This window comes from Subtercola boreus, from assembly GCF_003399635.1.
Lineage (GTDB): Bacteria > Actinomycetota > Actinomycetes > Actinomycetales > Microbacteriaceae > Subtercola > Subtercola boreus_B.
Window position 1 is genome coordinate 1 of record NZ_NBXB01000063.1, and the last position, 6,011, is coordinate 6,011.

Consider the following 6,011-nt stretch of genomic DNA (forward strand, 5'->3'; position numbering starts at 1 on the left):
CAAGCTCGCCACCGAACTCAGCCGGCTGCGGCGCTACAGCCTGCTGATCGTGGACGAAGTCGGTTACGTCCCGTTCGACCAGGACGCAGCGAACCTGTTCTTCCAGCTCGTGTCGTCCCGGTACGAACACGCCTCCCTGATCCTCACCAGCAACCTGCCCTTCGGGCGGTGGGGCGATGTCTTCGGTGACCCCACGATCGCGTCAGCGATGATCGACCGGGTCGTGCACCACGCCGACGTCCTCAGCCTCAAAGGCGCCAGCTACCGGCTCCGAGGACACAAAACCCTCACCACTACGACAAACTAAAAACCGGCAAACCGATCGGGGTGCGTTTTGATCACCGATGCAAAGTGATCGTTTGCCAGGACGGCGTCATTCGTGGCCAGGTGCGGGTCAGGTTGCACTTGAAGGCCCGGGGCCGTGAGCGAAAGCACCTGCACGTCGATGCCATATCGATCCATGTCCGGCAGCCGAGTTTCGGTGTAATCCGCGATCCTCTCGCGGATGCCGGCCAGCACCTCGGACCTTATGGCGTTGCTCCCCTCATCGGTGAAGGAACCCTTCGTGGACAGCCCCTCCACCCAAAAAGCTTCCTCTAGCGCTACCCGGCGCATGGTCCCCCTGAAGCCCGTGGCAAATCAGAATCGTCAGATTCCGAAATTTGTTCCCACAGCGTGTCGAGAGAAAGGCCTAAAGCACTGCCGATCGCGGCGATAGTGGCGAAGGCAGGGGTGGGAACGCGCCCCGTCTCGATCTTTCGCAGGGTGTCCGGCGAAATCCCTGCGGTAAGCGCAGTTTCGAAGAGTGTACGTTCCGCTCGGGCACGACGCAACAGGGTTCCGAGCCGTTGTCCGCGCTCAATGTCGGCCACTGTCAGTGGCAACCTAACCATGCCCCCAGCTTAGGGTGACGTCCCTCTGAGTGGTGTGGTTTCGGGTTCTTGAGCGTTGCGTCTGCGACGTGAGGAGCCACCGTGTGATGGTCAGTGAGTACCGATCAAAGTCACTCACAGAAAGACACAAACACACGATGGCCATGGACCAGTCTGCCCTGCTCGACCTTCTTGTTCAACTCAAACTCACCGACGTCACCGACCGGATCCGGGTCGCAACCGAGACGCTTTATCAGGAGCTGATCGACGCGGAAGCGACCGCGTTCATCGGTGCTGCCCCGTTCGAACGCTCTGATGAGCGCATCACTCACCGAAACGGCACGAGGCAGAGGACCCTGACGACCACAGCAGGCGAACTCGACCTGCGGATCCCGAAGCTGCGGGCAGGCACGTTCTTCCCCGCCCTGCTGGAACGCCGCCGCCGGATCGACCAGGCGTTGATCGCCGTCGTGATGGAAGCGTATTTGCACGGGATCTCTACCCGGAAAGTCGACGACCTCGTCAAAGCGCTCGGCGCCGATACCGGGATCTCGAAGTCCGAAGTATCCAGGATCTGTGCCGGACTGGACGCCGAAGTCGCGCAGTTCCGTGACCGGTCCCTGTCGACCCTCGACTATCCGTACGTGTTCCTCGACGCGACCTATTGCAAAGCGCGCGTCAACCACCGAATCGTCTCCCAAGCCGTTGTCGTCGCGGTCGGGGTGGCCGCCGATGGGCGGCGCGAAGTCCTCGGCTTCGACGTCGGAGATACCGAGAACGAAGGGTTCTGGACGGCGTTCCTTTGTTCATTGAAAGTCCGTGGGCTCGACGGGGTGAAGCTGGTCATGTCCGATGCGCACTCGGGACTGAAGAAAGCGATCGGGACCGTGTTCCAGGGTGCTGCGTGGCAGCGGTGCCGGGTCCACTTCATGCGCAACGTTCTCTCCGTTGTTCCGAAGGGCAGCCAGGACATGGTCGCCTCGATCATCCGCACCGTCTTCGCCCAACCCGACCGGGAACACATCGAGAAGCAGTTCACCGAGGTCACAACCATGCTGGCCAGATCCCATCCGAAGGTCGCCGCGATGCTCGACGACGCGAGGCCCGACCTCCTCGCCTTCGCCGGTTTCCCGCAACGTCACTGGCGTCAGATCTGGTCCACGAACCCGCTGGAACGGGTCAACAAGGAGATCAAACGCCGCACCGACGTCGTCGGTGTCTTCCCCAACCCTGCTGCCCTCCTCAGACTCGCCGGCGCGGTCCTCGTCGAGCAGCACGACGAGTGGGAAGCCGGCGACCGCCTCTACTTCTCCGAATCGTCGATGCTCGAACTGAAGACCCTGAATGATCAAATCGAGACCGCAAAGGAGGTAAACATCCTGCCCGAACTCATCGCAGCCTAAGCTTCAACCACTGACCTTGACCGGTAAAGCGAAAGCACACCACTCGAGGGGACGTCACCCAGCTTAGCCTTCAGATAGCTATACCGGTATAGTTATCTGCAATGCATGTGACGGTCACTGGCCGGACCAGTCCCCAGAGTTCATCACAAATCGATGCCCCCTCAGGGCGACAATTCCTACCAAGAAAATTCTCATGCAACATTACATGCCCCCCTTTGCCTCAGTAAGGCGTGAGCTGCGGTCACCGACCGGGGGTGCGATTCGGTCGGCCCCGATCCGGGTCTATCTAGGGAAGTTTGTACACATTGTCACAAGGGAATTTCGTGTCACCGCTTACTGCCGGGGTCGTAGCTTCGCTTGTGTCTTACGCGAGTACGTTCACTATCGTGCTGACCGGCTTAAGCGCCGTTGGCGCGACTTCGGCTGAATCCGCATCAGGACTTTTGGCGCTGTGTGTTGTGCAGGCGGTCCTGAGTGTTGTCTTGTCGTGGCGCTACCGGATGCCGCTTGCCTTTTCATGGTCCACCCCGGGTGCCGCGCTTCTTGCCACCAGTGATGCGACGCACACGTTTTCGGACGCGGTCGGGGCGTTCGTCGTGGCCGGTCTAGCGGCGAGTCTCACAGGACTGATACCTGCCTTCGGGAAGCTTGTCGGCAAGATCCCTCTGCCCGTTGCCAGTGGCATGCTGGCGGGAATTCTTCTCCCTTTATGTCTCCTGCCCTTGACCGCGGTGCCGCAGATGCCGATCGCCGTGGTTGTCGTACTCCTCACCTGGCTCATCCTGACCGCATTGAGCCCTCGCTGGGCCGTGCCGGGAGCCCTCGCGGCCGCCATCATGTTCCTTACCCTTTTTCCTGACCAGACGGTCAGCACGGCAGCAGCCGCGACCGGGGCCGCATTCTTATGGACGACACCAACGTTTCACCCGAGCGTCATCGTCGGGCTGGGAGTACCACTTTTTCTTGTCACGATGATCAGCCAGAACCTCCCCGGACTTTCCATGCTTTCTTCCTTCGGCTATAAAAATGTGCCAGCCCGAACCATTTTCGTCGCCTCTGGGCTGAGCTCGATGATGGCGGCCCCTTTCGGTGGACATGCCATCAATCTGGTAGCCCTCTCAGCGGCAATTACCGCAGGCCCGGAAGCTCATCCCGATCAATCTAAGAGGTGGACGTCATCACTTTCGAGCGCTGGCGCGTACGCCATTCTGGGCGTGACCGGCAGCCTCATTGCGCCTTTTTTGACTGGGTCGGGTTTGATCCTTTTGGGCGCTGTCGCCGGGCTCGCGCTGCTGAGTGCGCTGACCAGCAATCTCGCCACAGCATTTACGAACCCCAAAACAAGACTTCCCGCGGCCGCTTCGTTCCTCGTCGTCGTCTCCGGAATCACAGTGGTCCACATTGGCAGCGCCTTCTGGGGCATAGCCGCCGGCGTCGTGTTGATGGCTGTAACCAGAGTGAACCGACTGCTGTCGGCTCGGCGCTCGAGTTTGCTGCACGGATGGGTGACAGTTTCTAGTCACGCTGCGAGGGCGGCTGGCGTGTTCATGATGGCCTCGAATTCGACGGGCGTCAAACGGCCCAGAGCGGCTTGGCGTCGTCGGCGATGGTAGGTCCGCTCGATCCAGGTCACTATCGCTAGGCGGAGCCGCTCGCGGGTGGTCCAGGACCGGCGGTCGAGGACGTTTTTCTGTAGCAGGCTGAAGAAGGATTCCATCGCGGCGTTGTCTCCGCAGGACGCCACTCGCCCCATGGATCCGACCATCCGGTGACAGGCCAGAGCGCGGAGAAACTTCCGGCTTCGAAATTGAGCGAGCTCAATCGGTGGAAGCAACACCCTATGGCGGGAGGTTGTTGTGGGAAGAACATCGGATTGGATGAAGGAGGTCACGGGGCGTGTGCCGATGCGTTCGCGGGTCACCCAGGGCATCCCAGATCGAAGGAACGCGCGTTCTGGGCGGTGATCTCGACTGGTGTGTTACCGTCCGAGGCTGGTGTCGCTGTCAGCGTGTCGCCGGTCGCAGGCTCGCGATGGTTCAGAGAATCAGGCGGTATGTCGCTGGGTCGCCCCCGTTGTTAGGTCCAGACGTTGTGGATGTCGTCGTTTTCCATTTGGTTGGTGCGTTGCCGAGCGTACTCGGCGGGCGTGAGGTAGCCCAGCGATGAGTGCGGCCGGTCGTGGTTGTATTCCGTTTTCCAGTCACTGATCACGACGCGGGCGTGGAGGAGCGAGTAGAAGCTGTTGATGTTCAAGCACTCGTCCCGGAGGCGGCTGTTGAACGATTCGACGTACCCGTTGTTCCATGGCGTGCCGGGCGGGATGTAGAACAGCCCGGTGCGAGTGCCAGCCCGGGGTCTTGGTAGTAACGGAACAGGATTGAACGCTAAGCGTTGATGGCTCGGTAGCGTAGGTGTATGCCGGTGGAGTTTCTCAGCGACGAGCAGGCCGTCGCGTTTGGGCGGTTCGCTGGCGAGCTGTCGCAGCCGGATTTGGACCGGTTTTTCTATCTTGATCATGCTGACCGGGATTTGATCGCGGTTCGGCGTGGTGATCCCAACCGGCTGGGGTTCGCGATCCAGCTGGGCACTGTCCGTTTCTTGGGAACCTTTCTCGTCGATCCGCTTGAGGTGCCGAAAGGTGTCGTCGAGTACCTTGCGTCCCAGCTCGAGATCGCTGGGCCCTTCGTCGTGACGAAGTACACCCAACGGCTACCGACTGTGCATGAGCACGCTCGTGAGATCCGCGCGGTTTATGGATTCCGTGACCTGGATGGGCCACTGACTGAAGAACTGACCCTATTCATCTACTCACGCGCGTGGACGCATGGCGAGCAAGCCACCGTGTTGTTCGAGCACGCGGCAGGGTGGCTTCGTCGCGAGCGGGTTTTGCTGCCGGGAGTGAGCGTGCTGGCGCGCCTCGTGGCGGGAGTCCGCGACCAAGCCACCGCTGACCTGCACGAGGCTGCCGCGGCGGCAACCGACGCAGTAGATCCAGAGCTCCGAGCGGTCCTGGGAAATCTGCTGGCCCCTGCTCCGGGTGAACGAGCGAGCCGCCTGGAAGTGCTGCGGGCGGGACCGACGCGGCTGTCCGGTCCGGAGCTGCACAAGGCACTCCTGAGGGTTGCCGCTGTGCGAAGGCTCGGTGCTGGCGCAGTGGATTTATCTGGTCTGCCGGCCGCGCAGGTGCGGACGTTGGCGAGGTATGGGATCGGCGCGAAGGCGCAGACGTTACGCCGCCTCGCTGAACCACGCCGGACGGCGACGCTGGTCGCGATGGCAGCCGCGTTGGAGGCAGACGCCGTTGATGACGCGCTGGACTTGTTCGATCTGCTTATGGCCACGAAGGTCCTGAGGCCCTCGCGTCGAGCGGCGGACGCGGATCGATTGATGAAGATGCCGGAGTTGGAGAAAGCGTCCCGTCTCCTCGCCCGGGTCGGGGCCCGACTGTTGCGCGTTTTGGAGGAGTCGGGTGAGCACCTCGACCCGGCTGCCGTATGGGCTGCATTGGAACAAGTCGCCGCCCGGGACCGGATCATCGACGCGGTGGCGAAAGTCGACGAGCTTGTGCCAGATGACACGCGTGCCGATGGTGCGATGCGAGAACAGATGGGTCAAGTCCCTGATGGTGGTGTAGCGGTGGTTCCTTCGGTTTGTGGGTTTAGGCGCTGAGCTGGAGTGCTGGTTCTGTCACCTCCCTTTCGTTGTCGGTGACGAGGGTGAGGCGGCTTTTGGTGAG

5 protein-coding genes and 3 pseudogenes are annotated in these 6,011 nt (G+C 61.5%); 4 read left to right on the top strand and 4 right to left on the bottom strand.

Going from position 1 to position 6,011, the window contains the following annotated elements; all coding sequences use genetic code 11:
• Positions 1-307 (top strand): ATP-binding protein (locus B7R22_RS18205; RefSeq protein ID WP_172582559.1); only part of this gene is annotated, 307 nt, incomplete at its 5' end.
• Here the strand turns inward: B7R22_RS18205 and B7R22_RS18210 are convergent.
• Together B7R22_RS18210 and B7R22_RS18215 are read right to left on the bottom strand one after the other, a co-directional pair.
• Positions 304-582, bottom strand: coding sequence for a hypothetical protein (locus B7R22_RS18210; protein WP_116413107.1), 279 nt, complete (start codon positions 580-582; stop codon positions 304-306). The genes B7R22_RS18205 and B7R22_RS18210 overlap by 4 nt on opposite strands.
• 20 nt (positions 583-602) lie before the next feature.
• Positions 603-893 carry a helix-turn-helix domain-containing protein gene (locus B7R22_RS18215; protein WP_116413108.1) on the bottom strand — a complete coding sequence of 97 codons (291 nt, stop codon included), beginning with the start codon at positions 891-893 and terminating at the stop codon, positions 603-605.
• A gap of 137 nt (positions 894-1,030) precedes the next feature.
• On the opposite strand from B7R22_RS18215, the gene B7R22_RS18220 reads away from it, so the two are divergent.
• Positions 1,031-2,275 (top strand): IS256 family transposase, encoded by a 1,245-nt coding sequence (locus tag B7R22_RS18220; RefSeq protein WP_116413109.1) that lies wholly within the window; start codon positions 1,031-1,033, stop codon positions 2,273-2,275.
• Positions 2,276-2,598: 323 nt separating this feature from the next.
• On the top strand, positions 2,599-3,888 hold the full coding sequence (locus tag B7R22_RS18225) for a benzoate/H(+) symporter BenE family transporter (protein ID WP_301182629.1): 1,290 nt from the start codon (positions 2,599-2,601) through the stop codon (positions 3,886-3,888).
• Here B7R22_RS18225 and B7R22_RS18230 read toward each other — a convergent pair.
• Together B7R22_RS18230 and B7R22_RS18235 are read right to left on the bottom strand one after the other, a co-directional pair.
• Positions 3,795-4,088, bottom strand: a pseudogene (locus B7R22_RS18230) (integrase core domain-containing protein); the annotation flags it as partial. The gene B7R22_RS18225 and the pseudogene B7R22_RS18230 overlap by 94 nt on opposite strands.
• A 263-nt stretch (positions 4,089-4,351) precedes the next feature.
• Positions 4,352-4,624 (bottom strand): annotated as a pseudogene (locus B7R22_RS18235) (integrase core domain-containing protein); the annotation flags it as partial.
• 66 nt (positions 4,625-4,690) lie between these two features.
• On the opposite strand from B7R22_RS18235, the pseudogene B7R22_RS18240 reads away from it, so the two are divergent.
• Positions 4,691-5,890, top strand: a pseudogene (locus B7R22_RS18240) (DUF4158 domain-containing protein); the annotation flags it as partial.
• Positions 5,891-6,011: the final 121 nt, after the last annotated feature.